The organism is Nocardia sp. CA-084685 (assembly GCF_050955785.1).
Classification (GTDB): Bacteria; Actinomycetota; Actinomycetes; order Mycobacteriales; family Mycobacteriaceae; genus Nocardia.
In genome coordinates, this window is record NZ_CP192094.1 from 2,750,786 (window position 1) to 2,767,212 (window position 16,427).

The 16,427-nt window shown below is 66.7% G+C and carries 15 protein-coding genes; 11 read left to right on the top strand and 4 right to left on the bottom strand.

Translation table 11 applies throughout. From position 1 onward, the window contains the following. Nucleotides 1–103: 103 nt before the first annotated feature. Both ACQP2U_RS12390 and ACQP2U_RS12395 read left to right on the top strand, forming a co-directional pair. Nucleotides 104–292 (top strand): hypothetical protein, encoded by a 189-nt coding sequence (locus ACQP2U_RS12390; protein ID WP_433714789.1) that lies wholly within the window; start codon nucleotides 104–106, stop codon nucleotides 290–292. Between the two features lie 575 nt (nucleotides 293–867). After that, nucleotides 868–1,050: a hypothetical protein gene (locus ACQP2U_RS12395; RefSeq protein ID WP_433714790.1), complete on the top strand. Its 183-nt coding sequence runs from the start codon at nucleotides 868–870 to the stop codon at nucleotides 1,048–1,050. 150 nt (nucleotides 1,051–1,200) lie between these two features. On the opposite strand, the gene ACQP2U_RS12400 is transcribed toward ACQP2U_RS12395, so the two are convergent. Further along, complete coding sequence (locus tag ACQP2U_RS12400) at nucleotides 1,201–1,959, bottom strand: NUDIX hydrolase (RefSeq protein ID WP_433714791.1); 759 nt, start codon at nucleotides 1,957–1,959, stop codon at nucleotides 1,201–1,203. Nucleotides 1,960–2,053: 94 nt separating this feature from the next. Here ACQP2U_RS12400 and nadA point away from each other — a divergent pair, with 94 nt between their 5' ends. The 3 genes from nadA (at nucleotide 2,054) to nadC (ending at nucleotide 5,843) form a co-directional block, all read left to right on the top strand. Then, entirely contained in the window at nucleotides 2,054–3,097 is a 1,044-nt protein-coding gene (gene nadA, locus ACQP2U_RS12405; RefSeq protein WP_433714792.1) for a quinolinate synthase NadA, read from the top strand. Nucleotides 3,098–3,199: 102 nt separating this feature from the next. Beyond that, nucleotides 3,200–4,945, top strand: a complete 1,746-nt coding sequence (locus tag ACQP2U_RS12410; protein ID WP_433714793.1) for an L-aspartate oxidase — start codon at nucleotides 3,200–3,202, stop codon at nucleotides 4,943–4,945. A gap of 37 nt (nucleotides 4,946–4,982) precedes the next feature. Further along, the gene (nadC, locus tag ACQP2U_RS12415) at nucleotides 4,983–5,843 is read left to right on the top strand and encodes a carboxylating nicotinate-nucleotide diphosphorylase (RefSeq protein ID WP_433714794.1); all 861 of its coding nucleotides are present in this window, start codon (nucleotides 4,983–4,985) and stop codon (nucleotides 5,841–5,843) included. 3 nt (nucleotides 5,844–5,846) lie between these two features. On the opposite strand, the gene ACQP2U_RS12420 is transcribed toward nadC, so the two are convergent. Then, complete coding sequence (locus ACQP2U_RS12420) at nucleotides 5,847–7,025, bottom strand: winged helix DNA-binding domain-containing protein (RefSeq protein ID WP_433714795.1); 1,179 nt, start codon at nucleotides 7,023–7,025, stop codon at nucleotides 5,847–5,849. 104 nt (nucleotides 7,026–7,129) lie between these two features. After that, a complete protein-coding gene (locus ACQP2U_RS12425; RefSeq protein WP_433714796.1) occupies nucleotides 7,130–7,465 on the bottom strand; it encodes an ArsR/SmtB family transcription factor in 336 nt (111 codons plus the stop codon). A 106-nt stretch (nucleotides 7,466–7,571) separates the two neighbouring features. Between ACQP2U_RS12425 and ACQP2U_RS12430 the strand changes: the two genes are divergently transcribed. The 5 genes from ACQP2U_RS12430 (at nucleotide 7,572) to ACQP2U_RS12450 (ending at nucleotide 14,348) form a co-directional block, all read left to right on the top strand. Continuing rightward, nucleotides 7,572–8,783 (top strand): MFS transporter, encoded by a 1,212-nt coding sequence (locus ACQP2U_RS12430; protein WP_433714797.1) that lies wholly within the window; start codon nucleotides 7,572–7,574, stop codon nucleotides 8,781–8,783. Between the two features lie 19 nt (nucleotides 8,784–8,802). Beyond that, nucleotides 8,803–9,798, top strand: a complete 996-nt coding sequence (locus ACQP2U_RS12435) for an alpha/beta hydrolase family protein (RefSeq protein ID WP_433714798.1) — start codon at nucleotides 8,803–8,805, stop codon at nucleotides 9,796–9,798. Nucleotides 9,799–9,858: 60 nt separating this feature from the next. Then, the gene (locus tag ACQP2U_RS12440; RefSeq protein ID WP_433714799.1) at nucleotides 9,859–10,716 is read left to right on the top strand and encodes an arylamine N-acetyltransferase family protein; all 858 of its coding nucleotides are present in this window, start codon (nucleotides 9,859–9,861) and stop codon (nucleotides 10,714–10,716) included. Nucleotides 10,717–10,824: 108 nt separating this feature from the next. Continuing rightward, nucleotides 10,825–12,573 carry a penicillin-binding transpeptidase domain-containing protein gene (locus ACQP2U_RS12445; RefSeq protein ID WP_433714800.1) on the top strand — a complete coding sequence of 583 codons (1,749 nt, stop codon included), beginning with the start codon at nucleotides 10,825–10,827 and terminating at the stop codon, nucleotides 12,571–12,573. A 116-nt stretch (nucleotides 12,574–12,689) separates the two neighbouring features. Further along, nucleotides 12,690–14,348: a serine/threonine-protein kinase gene (locus ACQP2U_RS12450; RefSeq protein WP_433714801.1), complete on the top strand. Its 1,659-nt coding sequence runs from the start codon at nucleotides 12,690–12,692 to the stop codon at nucleotides 14,346–14,348. Nucleotides 14,349–14,375: 27 nt separating this feature from the next. Here ACQP2U_RS12450 and ACQP2U_RS12455 read toward each other — a convergent pair whose 3' ends face one another. Further along, entirely contained in the window at nucleotides 14,376–15,233 is an 858-nt protein-coding gene (locus ACQP2U_RS12455) for a helix-turn-helix transcriptional regulator (RefSeq protein WP_433714802.1), read from the bottom strand. Nucleotides 15,234–15,376: 143 nt separating this feature from the next. Between ACQP2U_RS12455 and ACQP2U_RS12460 the strand changes: the two genes are divergently transcribed. Next, nucleotides 15,377–16,417 carry an aldo/keto reductase gene (locus ACQP2U_RS12460; protein WP_433714803.1) on the top strand — a complete coding sequence of 347 codons (1,041 nt, stop codon included), beginning with the start codon at nucleotides 15,377–15,379 and terminating at the stop codon, nucleotides 16,415–16,417. The last annotated feature ends 10 nt before the right edge of the window (nucleotides 16,418–16,427 follow it).

Below are 16,427 nucleotides of genomic sequence, written 5' to 3' on the forward strand. Positions count from 1 at the left end.
GGGCTTCGGGGGCTTTGTTCTCACTGAAAATCGGTGGCCGCATGTGTGGTCGGGTGGATACCGTTGACGCACATGTTGAGCCGCGAGTGGGAAGGAGGTGGCGATGAGCGAGGACATGTTGACCAGGCACGGGCAGGCGGTGCTGGTTCCAGAGGCCGGTGAACTGGAGCGGGCTGATCTGGTGGCTTGGCGGCGGCGGGATGCGTTGCGGCGGTCCAGTGCCGCGCAGCCGATTCCCAGTGCGCGGCGGTATCGGCGGAAGGTGAAACACAAGGGGCGGGAGCGGGACTGAGGTTCCCGTGATTCGTGGATGACCCCGTGTTCGCGTGCGATTGCATGTGAAGGCGGGGTCTTTGTTGTTGGCGGGGGACGAGTCGTTGTTTCTCTGGGTCGACGGTGTGCTCAGTCGGGCCCGAACACGCCGCAGCACTACGTGAATGCGGCCGCAGCACTACGTGAATGCGATGGCGAACACGGCGGATGCTGGCGCGCTTCTCTGGCCGGTCCTTCCGGAAGTGCTGCGTTTGCCCTCGGGGCGCATGCGGTGAGCAACCGGTCGGCGGCGAATGTGGTGACGAAATCGGAAAGTGTTCTACCACAGGGCTTCCCCGACTCTGGACACCGTGTAGCCCGTCCGGTCCGGAACGACGAACGGACGACCGGTTCCGGTCCGGATAACTCGTATCCGACTGTGACCAGCCATATTCGGCGCCGCTGCGCAACATGGCGTATCGCCGGATGCGATCGATCCCTACCGTCTGAGTTGTTCGATCAATGCGAACCGCGGAGCCGGATCTCGGTCTCGACTCCACGAAAACCCGCAGGGATTCAGCGATTCGGAGGGGGAGAGCAATGTCCTGGAAATCTGTGGCTACGAGAGTCGTCGTGCTGGCGATCGGAGTGATTTCCGGCGCAGCGCACGCGGCCGCCGAACCGCCGTGCGAGGTGACGGTCACGCGGGTCGATGCTCCGGCCGCGTTCCCGTGCATCTGGCCGGTGTGCATTTTGAGCTCCGGGCACCTGGGGGTGCCCGGCGGGCTGTCCGAGTAGAAGGGGAGTGCCCTGGTCGATGGTGACGAGGGCACGCTCGGATGTTGTGGCCCCTATGGCAGTGGCCACGGCACAGTCCATTTCGGGCTCGGCGACCGATTTCGGGGCGCCGAACCAGGGGGCGATCGTGGGGCAGGCGATCGCGGGAAGTCAGGTGGGTGGGCGCAATGCGGCGAATTCGTCGGTGACTCGTAGTTCGGAGTCGGTGAACCGATAGACCGCTGCGGGGCGTCCACCCGCACGGCCGGGGGATGCGGTCGCGCCGGTTGGCGTGATCACCTTGCGGCGGGTGAGGACTCGTTGCAGGTTCGTTGTGTCGACATCGTAACCAAGTGCGGCGCAATAGATTTCGCGCAGCGTGGACATGGTGAAGCGCTCCGGTGCCAGTGCGAAGGCGATATTGGTGTAGGACAGTTTCGCGGCGAGCCGGGTGCGCGCGTGTTCGACGACCGTGCCGTGATCGAACGACATGCGCGGCAGCTGGGAAACCGGATGCCAGGTGGTGTCCGAGGGCAGCTGCGGGTCCGCGGTCAGCGGCACCAGACCCAAATAGGCCGACGCGATCCGGCGCGGCGCGGGCACCCGGTCCGGATTGCTGAATACCGACAGCTGTTCCAGATGCGCCAGCTCACGCACATCGACCTTCTCGGCGAGCTGGCGACGGGCGGAGATAGTGAGGTCTTCGTCATCGCGCAGTCGCCCGCCGGGCAACGACCAGGTGTCCTTCTGTGGGTCGAGTGCGCGCTCCCACAGCAGCACCGCGAGTTCGGTCCGCTGACCGGGCGGACATGGTCGAATCAGCTCATCTGTCATGCGCGTAGGGCTGCTACCTGCGGTGATGTCCTCGGAGAAGCGCCGAACCTGGAACACCGCGGTAAGGGTTTCGTGGATGGTGCTACTATGGGCCACGTTTTCGATTATAAGTCGAAAACCTGGTTTGGTGTGAATCGGCTGGCATGTGAATAGGCACAACGGGCCGAGCGCACGAGGAGAGGAGCCATCCATGGCGACCATGGGTGTGAAGCTGGCGCCCCCGCTGATGGGGCAGGTAGTCGATGGTCCGACCGGATTCTCCGGTGTCGAGGCCACACCGGAGTGGGCGGCCGAGGTCAAACGCCTCGCCAGGGAACGCAACGCGACGATTCTCGCGCACAACTACCAATTGCCCGCGATCCAGGACGTGGCCGACCACGTCGGTGACTCACTGGCGCTGTCGCGCATCGCGGCCGAGGCGCCCGAGGACACCATCGTGTTCTGCGGTGTGCACTTCATGGCTGAGACGGCCAAGATCCTCAGCCCCGAGAAGACCGTGCTCATTCCGGATCAGCGGGCGGGCTGTTCGCTGGCCGATTCCATCACCGCCGACGAATTGCGGGCCTGGAAGGCCGAATTCCCGAACGCGGTGGTCGTCTCGTACGTGAACACCACCGCCGCGGTGAAGGCGCTTACCGATATCTGCTGCACCTCCTCGAATGCCGTCGACGTCGTCGCCTCCATCGATCCCGACCGCGAGGTGCTGTTCCTGCCGGATCAGTTCCTCGGCGCGCACGTCAAGCGGGTCACCGGCCGGGAGAACATGCACATCTGGGCGGGCGAATGCCACGTGCACGCCGGGATCAACGGCGACGAGCTGACCGAACAGGCCCGCACCCACCCGGATGCCGAACTATTCGTGCACCCCGAATGCGGTTGCGCCACTTCGGCTTTGTACCTCGCGGGCGAGGGCTCGTTCCCGGCCGATCGGGTGCACATTCTCTCGACCGGCGGGATGATCGACGCCGCAAAGGCCGCGAAGTCGAATCAGGTCCTGGTCGCCACCGAGGTCGGCATGCTGCACCAGCTGCGCAAGGCCGCCCCCGGCATCGACTTCCAGGCCGTGAACGATCGTGCGTCCTGCAAGTACATGAAGATGATCACCCCGGCGGCGCTGCTGCGCTCGCTTGTCGAGAACGCCGATGAGGTGCACGTCGACTTGGAAACCGCCGCGCTGGCCCGCAATTCGGTGCAGCGCATGATCGAAATCGGCAATCCGGGCGGCGGCGAATGAACGGCTGCGATCGGAGCGCGGTGTGCGCGCTCGTCCGGAGCGGCGGTGCGCGATGATCGCCGGGGCCGTCGATAGCGGTCGCGCTGCTGGCGAGGCGGAGGCATGAGCACCGCGCCGCGGATCGACTGGGAAGCCGCCGCCGATCTGGTCGTGATCGGCGGTGGCGTCGCTGGGTTGACCGCGGCACGCACGGCGTCGCTGCGCGGTCTGCGAGTGCTCATCCTCAGCAAGGGCGGCCCGACCGATACCGCGACCCAATACGCCCAGGGTGGTATCGCTGTCGTCGCGCCGCATGAGGATTCGGTGGAATCGCATGTGCGCGACACGGTCGAGGCCGGTGCCGGACTGTGTGACGAGGCCGCGGTGCGCTCGATCGTCGAGGGCGGTCAGGCCGCCGTCGCCGCATTGACCGATCTGGGCGCGGTCTTCGATCTCGCGCGGGACGGTCAGATCTCGCGCACCCGCGAGGGCGGGCACAGCACGCGACGGATCATCCATGCCGGAGGTGACGCCACGGGTGCCGAGGTGCAGCGCGCGCTGAACGCGGCCGGACTGCCGGTTCTGTTCGGTGCCGCGGCACTGGAAGTCGTCACCGGGCGGTCCGGCGTCCAGGGCGTGATCGCGGTGTCCGAGAACGGCTTCGGGGTTGTGCACACACCGGCGGTGCTGCTGGCCACGGGCGGGCTCGGTCAGCTGTACGCGCTGAGCACGAATCCGCCGGGCGCGACCGCCGACGGTATCGCGCTTGCGCTGTGGGCCGGTGCGACGGTGGCCGATCTGGAATTCGTGCAGTTCCATCCGACGGTGCTCTACACCCCAGGTGGGCTCGGTAGACGCCCGTTGATCAGCGAGGCGGTCCGCGGCGAGGGAGCGATACTGGTTGATTCCGAAGGGCATTCGGTCACGGCGGGTGTACACCCGCGTGGTGATCTGGCACCGCGCGATGTGGTGTCACGGGCGATCGCCGCGCGGATGCGCGCCCTCGGCACCGATCACGTCTATCTCGATGCCCGCGCGATCGACAGCTTCCCGCAACGCTTTCCTACGATCACCGCATCCTGCTTGGCCGCCGGGATCGACCCGCATATCGATCTCATTCCGGTCGCACCCGCCGCGCACTACCAATGCGGCGGTGTCGTGACCGACACCCACGGCCGGACCGCGGTGCCCGGTCTCTATGCCGCGGGTGAGGTGGCGCGGACCGGGCTGCACGGTGCCAACCGGCTGGCCTCCAACAGTCTGCTCGAAGGACTGGTGGTCGGTGAGCGCGCCGGAGTGGCCGCCGCCGAACGTGTCGATGTGGAAGCGCACGTCACCGACGTGTCCTTCCACACCATTCCGCGCGCGGCCCGCGCCCTGGTGCAGCAGTCGATGACATCGCATGCCTCGGTGGTTCGCGATGCCGCTGGGCTTGCGGAGGCGGCCGCGCGGTTGCGTGATGCGGTGTCGCACAGTGCGGCAAGTCGGTTGCGTGCCGAGTTGACCAGTGCCAATCAGCGATTCGCGGGCGGTGCTGCGAGCGAACTCTCGGTGGTGAGCGACCTCTCGGCGCTGAGCAGTAACGTGGTGGTGCAGGAGACCGCACAGCTCAACGGTGCGGCCGCGGCGCAGCGAATCACCGCATTCGAGGACGCCGCGCTCACACTCACCGCCCAGGTCCTGTTGCTCTCGGCAGCAGCGCGTACCGAAAGCCGCGGCTCGCACACCCGCTCCGACCACCCGACCCCCGACGATCACCAACACCGCAGTCGTGCAGTGCGTCTGGGCCCAGAAGGTCACCCCGTCCCCGCCCCCGACGGCCTCGACCTCACCACGTGGACTCAGGACGCCATCCCCAGCGCCTCATGACCGAGGCAATGTACGAGATAGGACGAGGAGCGCACTGATGGAACTGGATACCGGCCTGGATCGTGACGAGGTGCTGGCCCTGATCCGCACCGCGCTGGATGAGGATCTGCGCTACGGTCCCGATATCACCACTGTGGCAACGGTTCCCGCGGACGCGGTGGTGAAGGCATCGGTGGTTTCGCGCCAGCCGGGCACCGTGGCCGGACTCGATGTCGGCCTGCTCGTGCTCGACGAGGTGATCGGTGCGGGCAATTACGAAATCACCGATCGGGTCGCCGACAGCACCCGGGTCGAGCCGGGACAGTCCGTGCTGGGGCTGGTCGCGCCGACTCGCGGCCTGCTCACCGCCGAACGCACCATGCTCAACCTGCTCTGCCACCTGTCCGGTATCGCGACTGCCACCGCCGCGTGGGTGGATGCGGTCGCGGGCACCAACTGCCGCATCCGTGACAGCCGCAAAACCCTGCCCGGCCTGCGTGCCCTGCAGAAGTACGCGGTCCGCGTCGGCGGTGGCGTCAACCACCGTATGGGCCTCGGCGATGCGGCACTGATCAAGGACAACCACGTGGTAGCCGCGGGTTCGGTGGTCGCGGCCCTGCGCGCTGTGCGCGACCTGGCCCCCGATATCGCCTGTGAGGTCGAAGTGGACAGCCTCGAACAACTCGAGGCCGTCCTGGCCGAAAATGTCGAACTGGTCCTGCTCGACAACTTCCCGCTCTGGCAAACCCAAGCCGCCGTCCAACGTCGCAACGCCAAGGCCCCCGAGACCAAACTCGAATCCTCCGGTGGCCTGACCCTCGCCGACGCCGCCGACTATGCCCGAACCGGCGTCGACTACTTGGCCGTAGGCGCCTTGACCCACTCGGTGCGCGTCCTCGACCTCGGCTTGGACATGTAGCGGTCAGGCGGTGAGTTCGCGTTCCAACGGGGTTCGGAATCGAGGGATGGCGCGAACCTCGCCGTACCAGGTGGCGATGCGGGCGGCTTCGGCTTCGATGAGCGATTCTGCCTCGGAGCCGATGTCTTCCAATAGGCGATGGGCGATTTCGCCGTCTTTGCGTTGGGCCCAGCCGCCGACAATGCGGCCGTTCCACCAGATGGTCGGCCCGACGTTTCCGTTGCGGTCGAAGAGCATCGGGCCGTGTGGGCCGAGGTACCAGTCGCGGGACTGCCAGCCCATGGGAGTGGGGTCGAGTGCGGGGAGTAGGGCGGCCCATGGTTCGGGTTCGGGGGCCGGTTCCTGGTCGTCGGCCAGTAGTAGCCCGGTGGTGCCGCCGAGATCGACCTCCACCACATCGAGTTGGGCCAGGGCCTTGCGGACTTCGGTGAGTGTCCAGCCGGTCCACCACTTGATATCGGTGACGGGGGCGGGGCCGAAGGCGTAGAGCCACTGCCGGACGAGTTCGGCGCGAGCCGCATCGGCGGACATGGTCGCAACGCCTTGCGGCAGCCAGGTTTCTATCGGCGACCAGGTGTATTGGCTGCTTGTCCAACTGCCGTTCGGCCGACCGCGCACAATGCGTCCCTCGACACCGAGGATTACCAGCACCCATGTGGTGATGCTGGTGGGCCGCGAATACGCCTTGCCCGGAGCGGCATCGACCCGCGTGCGCAGCCGAGGTACGTCCTTGCTCAGCTGCGCGCCGGTCGCCGCCCCGCGTGCCAAAAGCGCCTTGTGCGTTTCGTCTTCGACATCGGCGAGCCAGGCGCGCACATCCCCGTCGACAACTCCGGCCTGCTCGATGAACCTGCTGTAGGTGCGACGTTGCTTGTCCGCCAACGCATCCGCGCACGACGCCTGCAATACCGGCAGCAATTCGACCGGGGCGATGAACATCGTGCGCCGCATCGCGAGCAGGCGCAGCAATGTCCGATCGTCGTACAGCGCCTTTTCGACATGAGCTGGCTCGGCGGTGAGACTACGCGCGCCCACCGATAGATACACCGTCGCAGGATCGGTCGCATGCAGTACAACCAGGGACCGGACGATCTCGGCCACGTCGTCGGTGCGGCACGTCGGCGTGAGCCGATGCCGTCGCGCCAGCCGGGCCCGCCGTTCCACCGCATCAATCGAACGCATATGCGAATACTAGCGGTCAGATCCCAAACTGCTGCGGGTCCACTCGCAGCGCCTGGCACGTCCCGCACCGCCGCGATCTCGTCCTGATCGAAATTTCAGGCCAATTACGTCGGCTGCCAGGCACGCACGAGATCGAGCAGGCCCGGAAAACGCGCATCGAGATCCTCGATCCGTACCCGGCTGCGGCGCTCCAATCCGTACTGCCGTTGACGGGTGACACCTGCCTCGCGCAACACCCGGAAATGGTGTGTCAGTGTCGATTTCGGCCGATTGATGTCGAACCAGCCGCAGGAGCGATCGGTCTCGGGAGATTCGAGCAGCAATTTCTGCACCATGCTCAGCCGTAGCGGATCGCTGAGCACGCCGAGTACATCCTCGAGCCGCAGTGCGGCGCGCGTCGGCTCGGGCAGCGTGGTCGCGACGGTGTCGGTCGATGGCATCGGCTCTCCTGTGGATCGCGATTTCTTAGTTCGACTTCTATCGTACTGGGTGTTAAGTTCGACCTTCGTCGTACCAGTACGAGAAAATTCGAACTAGGAGGTCGGGATGACGACGCTCATGGAGAAACCGGAAACCGAGGGGCGGCGCGACGGCGCGGTGTGGCTGGCGGCATGGCCGGTGCTCGCGGTTTTCGTGCTTTCGAATGCGCCGACTCCGCTGTATGTCGTGTGGCAGCACCGGCTCGGCTTCTCCTCGGGCACGTTGACCGCCGTATTCGCCTGCTACATCGTCGGTTTGCTCGGTGCGCTGCTGATCGCGGGTGTGGTCTCCGACCGCATCGGCCGCAAACCCGTGCTGCTGCCCGCGGTGCTCCTCGCGATGCTCGCCTGCGTCCTGTTCGCCACCGCGAATTCGGTCGCGATGCTGGCGATCGCGCGCCTGCTCACCGGAATAGCGGTCGGCGCGGCCGTCTCGGCGGGGATGGCGGCGGTGACCGATATCGGCGGCCCGCAGCGCAAACGTGCTGCCGCACTGGCGGCCTCATCGGCCATGGTCCTCGGCGCTGGCTTCGGCCCGTTGCTGGCGGGTCTGCTCGCAGAGCTTGTTCCGGGCCCGACCATCACCATCTTCGTGGTCGAAATCGTCTTGCTCGCTTCGGCTTTCGCGGTCGTAGCGCGGCTCGACCTGCCCCGCGGCGCTCGCGGACGCGGCCCATGGATCCGCATCCCCGCGGTCGCACCCGGCGGACGCACCGCCGTGCTGCTCGGCATCGCGGTATTCGCGCCCGGCATCACCGCGACATCATTCGTGCTCTCGCTCGGTCCCTCGATCCTGTCGAACCTCTTGGGCGCCACCAACCGACTGCTCGCGGGCGGCCTGGCCTTCGTCATGTTCCTCGGCGCCACCGGCATCCAATTCGCGGTGCGGCGGCTGCGCCTGCCCACGATCCTGCTCGGCGGCACGGCGGCGACGCTGCTCAGCATGATCAGCCTGCTCGCGGCGCTGCGGCTGTCATCGCTCACGTTCTTCACCGCCGCCGCGATCCTCGCGGGCATCGGCCAGGGCATGGGCCAGTTCGGCGGTCTCACGGCCATCAGCGCGAGCGTGCCCGCAGAGCGGCTCGCCGAGGCCAATGCCGCCCAGAACGCCGGTGGCTATCTGCCCGCCGCACTGCTCCCGCTGTCGGCTGGATTCCTCAGTGACGCAGTCGGTTTGCCTGCGGGCGCGACGACCTTCGGAGGCATTGTGGCCGCGGCCGCGGTGCTCGGCGCGGTGTTCGTCGCGAGTCGCCCCTTTGCCACGACCGGACAGCGATAACGCATGTCATCATTCCAGGATGAGGCACCTACTGCTGATGCTCGGCTGTGCGCTGTTCGCCGCGGTGTCGACGACAAGTCTTGTCGCACCGTCTGTTTCTGCCGATCCGGAATGTGCGGTCCAAGTCGACGTGCGGCCGGTGACCCTGACGGTGGACGGCGAGGACGCCACCGGCCGGGTATACGAACCGTATCGCTGTGCGGCGGATGGTCTGCCGCGGCGCGATCTGGTCGTCGCGGTCCACGGCCACGACGGCACCTCCGCCGATTACGCCGAATATCTGACCGCGATCGCCCGCCGCACCGCGACCCCCATCCTGTCCATGGACGCCCGCAGCGCGGCTAGCGTCTGGCGCACCGGCGACTGGAACCTGTGGGCGGGCTGGCGCGATATCGTCACCGCCACCCAGTGGTACAAGAACGAACATCCGACGATCGGCCGCACCGTGCTGTGGGGCTGGAGCCAGGGCGGCACCATGAGCGGACTCGCGGTGGCGCACGGTCCGCAGGGACTGTTCGACTATTGGGTCGACAACTACGGCCCCGCGGACGATTTCACCATGTGGCTCGCCTCGGCGGGCGTCGATCCCGCACTGCCCGCCCAGATCGAACGCGATGCGGGCGGCTGCGCCCCGATCGTCTGCCCGCAGGCCTATGCCGAACGTTCGCCCGCTCTCCTTGCCGCCAGGATGAGCATGAAACGCGCCTTCCTCATCCACGGCACCGGTGACGATGTGGTGCCGTACCCGGCCACCCTGGAAATGCGAACCGGACTGCTCGCCGCGGGCAAGCCCACATCGACGTACACCATCGTCACCGGCCGCGATCTGAACGGCGCTGTGGTGCCCGGCGATCACAGCATCGGTCCCGCGTACTTCGAAGGTGGCTGCGTCGTCGAGCGTCTGCTGTTGGGCACTGAACCTGTCGACGGCTCCGATCGCGACTATGTGGTCGATGTCGCCCGCGACATCGTGACCGCTCCCGCGCCGCCGCCGAACGCCAAATGCGCTGCCTAGGGAACACCTGTCGGTGCGGTGTGGTTCATTCGGGCAGAACCGAATCCAAGGAGAGGTGCAATGCAGCCGAATGACCCCGCGTACTACTGGAACGGCGCGGAATTGGACCTCGACGCGTACTTGGCGCGCATCGGCTATACCGGCGACCGAACCCCCACGTTGGCCACGCTGCGTGCCCTCGTCCACGCGCACACCACCACGATCCCGTTCGAGAATCTGGAGTCCATCCTCGGCCGCCCCGTTCCGCTGGATCTGGAATCGTTGCAGGACAAGATGGTCCGGCACCGACGTGGCGGCTACTGCTACGAGAACGTCGGCCTGTTCGCCGCCGCACTGGAACGGCTCGGCTTCGGCGTGACCGGTCTCAGCGGCCGGGTCACCATGGGCGTATCCGACGGTCTGCGCCCGGCCACCCACGCCCTGCTGCGCGTCACCACCGGCGATGACGATCGTGTCTGGATCTGCGATGTCGGGTTCGGCTCCGGACCACTCGCGCCCTATGAATTGGTCGAGGGTGGCGAATTCGCACTTGGCCACTGGCGCTTCCGGCTCGAACACACCACCGGCGAACTCGACAGCGACCTGTGGGTGCTGCACCAATTCGGCCGCGATGGCTGGATCGACCGCTACACCTTCACGCTCAATCCGCAGTACCGCATCGATTTCGCGGTCGGCAACCACTTCGTCTCCACCTCACCGCGCTCACCGTTCACCGCCCGACCGTTCGTGCAGCGCTTCCTCCCGGACGTCCACCATGTACTGGACAACCGCACCCTCATCACCGAATATCCGGACGGCTCCAGCGAAACCCGCGAACTCGAACTCGCCGAACTTCCGAAAGTCCTCACCGAGGTCTTCGATATCGACCTGTCCGAACCCGACGCCACAGCGCTCGCCCAGGGGCCTTGGCTCGCCTGAAGGCCGCACGTTCGCACCTGTCGCGGTCCGCCCGGATTGCGACAGAAGTGCGGTTTCCCCCGTGCGGGCTACCCGAGTTGGTCACGATCGGCGATTAGAGTCGGCGGGGTGCGTGCCAACCGGAATCTTCTCGTTCTGTTCGCAGCCACCGTCCTGGCCCTTGGTTGCAGTTCTGGGCCGGACCAGCCCGACACCGTCGCCGGGCAGTTCGCCGATGCGCTCACCCGCGACGATGTCGCCGCGGCCGCCGCACTCACCGACGATCCCGCCAAGGCCTCGGATGCGCTGGGTAAGCTCTACGACGGGCTCGGCAAGGATGTGAAATTCGAGGTCCGCAGCGCCGATAAGAACTCGTTCACCCTTGCCGCCACCTGGAAGTTCGGCAAGGACGGTAAGAAGGCATGGAGCTACACCACCAACGGGTCCGCCAGTGAGTCCGGCGGCGCCTGGAAGATCAAATGGGATCCCGATACCGTCGCACCCGGTCTCGCGCGCGGCCCGCTGAACTACGCCACCACCTATTCGAAGCCCGCGCGTGTGCTCGAGGCATCGGGCGGTGAGTTGATGACCGAGCAGGTGGTCACCGTGGTGAACGTCGCCCCAGGTGCCGACACCGCCGCGCTCGCGGCCCTGCTCACTCCCATCGCCCCCGATATCACGGCACAGTCATTGCAATCGGATCTGGCTGCGGCCCAGGGCAAGCCGATCACCGCGGTCACCTTGCGCGACGCCGATATCGCCCCGATCCAGACGGCGCTGGCCGCCGTTCCTGGCGTCACCCTGGCTCCGCAGACCCGCCTGCTCGCGACCGACAAATCTCTCGCATCACCGGTGCTGTCCGGCCTCGCCGAACTCTGGCAGAGTTCCGCCGACGCGGCGGCAGGCTGGGCGGTGCGGGCCCAGACCGCGGACGGCACCGAACGCGTCGCCGGTCAGGATCCCGAACCCACGGCGGATATCGTGACCACACTCGACACCGATCTGCTGCGTTACGCGGAGAGCGCGTTGACGCCGATCAGCCAGCCCGCCGCGATCGTTGCACTGCAACCCTCCACCGGCAAGGTGCTCGCCGTCGCGCAGAACGCCGCCGCCGACGCCCAGGGACCGATCGCACTCACCGGCCTGTATCCGCCGGGTTCGACGTTCAAGACCGTCACGGTCTCGGCCGCACTGCAATCGGGGGCGGTGACGCCCGACACCGTGCTGCCCTGCCCGGCGACCGCGAATATCGAGGGCCGGCGCATCCCCAACGACAACAACTTCGACCTCGGCAACGTGCCTCTGCACACCGCCTTCGCTCAGTCCTGCAACACCACCATGGGGCAACTCGCGGTGAATCTCGCACCGAACGGCCTGACCGATGCCGCGGCCCAACTCGGCCTCGGCATCGACTTCGTCACACCCGGCCTGACCACCGTCACCGGCAAGGTGCCGACCGCGGACACCCCGACGCTGCGGGTGGAGTCCGGTATCGGTCAAGGCAAGGTGACGGCCTCACCATTCGGAATGGCACTGGTCGCCGCATCCATCGCGCGCGGATCGATGCCGCTGCCGATGGTCGTCGACGCAGCGCCCGGCGTGGCAGATCACACCCCGCCGCCACTGCCGCCGACCACCGATGACCAGATGAAAACCATGATGCGCGAAACCATTACCGGCGGCACCGCCACCGCCCTGCGCGATATTCCCGGCCTGATCGGCAAGACCGGCACCGCCGAATACATCGATGACAAGCACGCGCACGGCTGGTTCGTCGGCATCGACGGTGACCTGGCCTTCGCCGTATTCGTCAGCGACGCGAACAGCTCGGGTCCGGCTGTGGAGGCCGCAGGCCGTATGCTGCGTGCACGGCATTGAGCAACACTGTCGAATCCGCACTGCATTAGCATTCGGCGCGTTGTGGGCGACGAATATACCCCCGCAGGCGCGTGCTGAGGATTGCGCCCCGCTACACTCATCGGCGGAACGCGTTGATGGTCAATACGCGTGATGTCACGATCTCGAGAAGGTTCGGAGTAGGCGCCATCGATACCGGTCAATTGATCGCGGAGCACTACCGCCTGGTCGAGCGGATTGGTAGCGGCGGCACGGGTGTTGTTTGGCGTGCCGTCGATGAACGCCTGCAGCGCTCGGTCGCGGTGAAGCAGATCCACATCAAGCCCAGCCTGCCCGAAGCCGAGCGCGACGTGGTGCGTCAGCGCGCGTTCCGCGAGGCCCGCAATGCGGCGCGGTTCCAGCATCCGAATGCGATCGTGGTCTTCGATATCACCGAGCACAACGGCGATCCGTGCCTGGTGATGGAGTATCTGAAGTCGAAGAGTCTGGCCGGAGTGATTTCCGCGCAGGGCATGCTGCCGCTGACCCAGGTCGCGCGGATCGGCGAGCAGGTCGCTTCGGCGCTCATCGCCGCGCATCACGCCGGCATCGTGCACCGCGATGTCAAACCGGGCAATATCCTGCTCGACGACACCGGCACCGTGAAGATCACCGACTTCGGCATCTCCCGCGCGACCGGTGACGTAACCCTCACCGAGACCGGCCTGATCTGCGGTACCGCCGCCTATCTCGCCCCGGAGGTGGCGCGCGGTGCCGATCCGACGCCCGCCGCCGATGTATTCGCCTTGGGTGCGACCCTTTTCCACGCACTAGAGGGCGAACCGCCGTACGGTTCCAGCGCCAACCCGCTCGCCGTGCTCTACGCCGCGGCGAACGGCCAGGTGAGCGAACCGCGACACGCGGGTCCCGCGACCGACTTCCTGCTGGATCTGCTGAGCCCGGACCCTACCGAGCGACCGACCATGCGTGCGGCCCGCGAACATCTTTCCGCGCTCGCGGATGCCGGTTCCACCCCCGTGCACGCCGGATTCGTGCCCGCCAGTGAGGCTTTCGGTCGGCGCGGCGAATCCGCGACCCGTGCGCTGCGGCCGCCCGCGAATCCGACGCCGGAGCATCAGCCGACCGCGCGGCAGCCACGTCCGGCACCGCCGCCGCGAAATTCCGCTCGTCCCAACAACTCGGCTGCGTCGCACCCGCGGACCGCCGCGCATCCGCAGACCGCGACGCAGCCGCGTCCGGCCCTGCGCAAGTCCGGTGGCAAGCGCAAGGCCGTATTGGTCGGTGCGACCGTCGGTGCGGTGGTGGCCGTCGTGGCCATCCTGATCGGTGCGCTGAATCAGTCGGGCACCAATACGCCGTCGGTGCAAGCGAGTCCGCCTTCATCGTCAGTGTCCAAGGGGACCAGTTCCACGGCTGCCGCTGGCGCGCCGGGGCAGACGAAGAGCGTCGGTCCGGCAGATTCGCGGCAATCCATCGATCAGGTGGTGGACTTCTACAACAACCTCATCTATCTGAGATTCCCTGCTGCGTGGAAACAGTTGACTCCCGCTGCCCAGCGGGTCTACGGCACGCAGTCGGCCTTCCAGGATTACTGGACGCAGAATCGTGTCACGGGCTTCAACACTGTTGATGCGGCCGGTGGTGGTACGGGCACCAGCTCAGACGGTTCGGTGGACGTCAATGTGGCCAGCGTGACCTATGCGGGCCAGAACAGGTCGGTGACGCTGCGGTTGATCAACCCTGGCAGCGGTGCCCCACTCATCGACAGCGACACCCGCGGCGCCGACACTCGCTGAAACGAGTTGTCCCGCAACGGTTAGTGCCTAGCGCGATCCGGATCGCGCCGACGTCCGCGCCCATGTCGCCAGCAACTGCAACGCTGTCGCGCTCGGCGAATCCGGTTCGGTGGTGTGCATGATCAGCGCCTGATCCGGATCGTCGGGCAGGCGCAGGGTTTCGAAGCCGAGATCGAGTCGCCCGACCACCGGGTGCAGGTATATGTACCGCCCGTGCGTCTTGTCCTTGAGTTCGTGACGCTGCCACATGGTGGCGAAGTCGGCGGAGTTCGTGCTCAATTCTTCAATGCGTGCGGCGATTGCGGCATCGCCGGGATTGCGCGCCATATCCAGGCGCAGATACGCCACGACATCAGCGGCCTTGGCCGTCCAGTCTTCGTACAGTTCGCGCATCCCCTCGTCGAGGAAGACCAGTCGAGCGAGATTGCGTTCGCGCGGCGGTAGTGCACCGAAATCGGTAATGAGCGCGGCGGCAAGGGAATTCCAGGCGAGCACATTGGTGCCACGGCCCACGATGTATGCCGGCACGTCGGCGGCGGCGTCGAGCAGTCTGCGCAGTCCGGGGCGGACTTCCTGTTCGGCCGGTGGCTCCTCGCCGGACCACGGCCGCGCCAGCCGATACAAATGCTCGCGCTCCACCGGATTCAGGCGCAGCGCCTGTGCGACGGCATCCAGCACCGACTCCGAAAAGTGCAGGGTGCGGCCCTGTTCCAGCCGGACATAGTGATCGACGCTGACCCCGGCGACCATGGCCAACTCCTCGCGGCGCAGACCGGGCACCCGTCGTCGGCTGCCGTAGTCGGGCAATCCGACCTCCTCAGGGCTCAGCCGCGCCCGCCGGGAACGTAGGAATTCGCCGAGTTCGGCACGTCGATCCAGACTCATGTCGTCCAGTATCCCGGCGGTTGCCCGGCCGCATCCTGGTCATGGTGTGCCCAGGCTCGTGCGGCGCTGTTTACCGCCGCTGTTCGCGCCGAAAGTAGTGGTCATCGCCGGAACGGTTCCGGCGGTGAACGGAGACGGACACAATGAGCAACACCCGCCCTCTCGGCGACACCGGCATGGACATCACCTCCCTCGGATTCGGCACCTGGGTCTTCGGCGGATCCGGTTGGGAGTACTCGTGGGGCGCCATCGATGACGCCGACTCGATCGCCGCGATTCGGCACGCGGTGCACGCCGGAATCAACTGGATCGATACCGCGGCCGCCTACGGCGTCGGGCATGCCGAGGATGTGGTCGGCCGCGCACTCGCCGACATCCCGGAGGCCGAGCGGCCCTACCTGGTCACCAAAACCGGTTTGATCTGGGAAGAAAACGACGACCGCTCCGGCCCGCCGCGCCGGATCATGCGGCCCGAGGTAGTGCGCAAGGAAATCGAGGATTCGCTGCGTCGGCTGCGGACCGACCACATCGATCTGTATCTGGTGCACTGGCCGGACACCGGCGCGGTCTTCGTCTACGGCGCCGAGGGCGAGGCCAACGACCAGGCGACTCCGCTCGAGGAGTACTGGCAGGTCATGGCCGATCTGAAAAAGGAAGGCAAGGTCCGCGCGATCGGTTTGTCCAACCATGACGCGGCCCAACTGGCGAATGCCGAATCCATCGCCCATGTCGACGCGATCCAGCCGCCGTTCTCCGCGATCAATCGCTCGGCCGCGGCCGATATCGCCTGGGCACACCAGAACGGAACCGGCGTGATCGTCTACTCACCCTTGCAATCGGGCCTGCTCACCGGCACATTCACCGAGGAGCGCCTGCGCAACCTGCCCGACGAGGACTGGCGTGGTTCGCATCCGGATTTCACCACCGGCCTGTCGGCCAAGCTCGCCCTCGTCGAAGCCATGCGCCCGATCGCGGCCCGCCATGGTGTGAGCGTCGCCGAGGTGGCCCTGGCCTGGGCGACCGCATGGCCGGGCATCACCGGCGCGATCGTCGGCGCGCGTAACGCCACTCAGATCGACGGCTGGCTCGGCGCCCGTGACCTGGCGCTCACAACCGACGACCTCGCCGCAATCGAGACCGCCATCACCACGACCGGCGCGGGCACCGGCCCTGCCCGCCCGTAATTTCTGAGGA

Excerpts from the sequence above, each read along its gene's own strand:
- ACQP2U_RS12420 (WP_433714795.1), bottom strand. The coding sequence starts at position 7,025 with ATGCGTTCGATTGATGCGGTGGAACGGCGGGCCCGGCTGGCGCGACGG.
- ACQP2U_RS12390 (WP_433714789.1), top strand. The coding sequence starts at position 104 with ATGAGCGAGGACATGTTGACCAGGCACGGGCAGGCGGTGCTGGTTCCA.
- nadC (WP_433714794.1), top strand. The coding sequence starts at position 4,983 with ATGGAACTGGATACCGGCCTGGATCGTGACGAGGTGCTGGCCCTGATC.
- ACQP2U_RS12460 (WP_433714803.1), top strand. The coding sequence starts at position 15,377 with ATGAGCAACACCCGCCCTCTCGGCGACACCGGCATGGACATCACCTCC.
- ACQP2U_RS12450 (WP_433714801.1), top strand. The coding sequence starts at position 12,690 with ATGGTCAATACGCGTGATGTCACGATCTCGAGAAGGTTCGGAGTAGGC.
- ACQP2U_RS12440 (WP_433714799.1), top strand. The coding sequence starts at position 9,859 with ATGCAGCCGAATGACCCCGCGTACTACTGGAACGGCGCGGAATTGGAC.
- nadA (WP_433714792.1), top strand. The coding sequence starts at position 2,054 with ATGGCGACCATGGGTGTGAAGCTGGCGCCCCCGCTGATGGGGCAGGTA.
- ACQP2U_RS12425 (WP_433714796.1), bottom strand. The coding sequence starts at position 7,465 with ATGCCATCGACCGACACCGTCGCGACCACGCTGCCCGAGCCGACGCGC.
- ACQP2U_RS12455 (WP_433714802.1), bottom strand. The coding sequence starts at position 15,233 with ATGAGTCTGGATCGACGTGCCGAACTCGGCGAATTCCTACGTTCCCGG.
- ACQP2U_RS12410 (WP_433714793.1), top strand. The coding sequence starts at position 3,200 with ATGAGCACCGCGCCGCGGATCGACTGGGAAGCCGCCGCCGATCTGGTC.
- ACQP2U_RS12430 (WP_433714797.1), top strand. The coding sequence starts at position 7,572 with ATGACGACGCTCATGGAGAAACCGGAAACCGAGGGGCGGCGCGACGGC.
- ACQP2U_RS12435 (WP_433714798.1), top strand. The coding sequence starts at position 8,803 with ATGAGGCACCTACTGCTGATGCTCGGCTGTGCGCTGTTCGCCGCGGTG.